The organism is Frankia sp. CcWB2, from assembly GCF_977927585.1.
In genome coordinates this window covers 6527-6933 of record NZ_CDWRCM010000183.1, presented here as the reverse complement: position 1 = coordinate 6933, position 407 = coordinate 6527, and the positions used below count along the sequence as shown (strand labels likewise).

Sequence of the window (407 nt, the reverse complement as noted above, 5' to 3'; positions counted from 1 at the left end):
CCCGGGAGGCGGGGGAGAGCCGGGTGCCGATCGCGAGATCCGAGTGGCCGCTGATGAGCGGGGCCACCAGGGGCAGCAGCGCGGCGAGGCCGGTCGACAGGTCGACGTCCATGTAGGCGAGCACCGGTGCGGGCGAGATGCCCCAAGCCGCCCGCAGTGCCCGGCCGCGGCCCTTGGCTTCGAGGTGGATCGCGGCGACCTCGGGGAGCTCCTTCTCCAACGCCTGGGCGATGACCGAGGTGCCGTCGGTGCTGGCGTTGTCGGCGATCGTGATCTGAAAGGGGTACGGGAACGTCCCGGTCAGGTGGGCGTACAGCCGTCGGACGCAGGGAGCGAGGTCGTTCTCCTCGTTGTATACGGGGATGACGACGTCCAGCATCGGGCGCGGACGGCCGCCGTCCGGCCCG

The 407-nt window shown here is 71.7% G+C and carries 1 protein-coding gene; it reads right to left on the bottom strand.

Features of this window, described 5'->3' with window-relative positions:
* Positions 1-407, bottom strand: a 407-nt coding sequence (locus ACY45C_RS17150) for a glycosyltransferase (RefSeq protein ID WP_462188572.1), incomplete at both ends; no start/stop codon positions are given.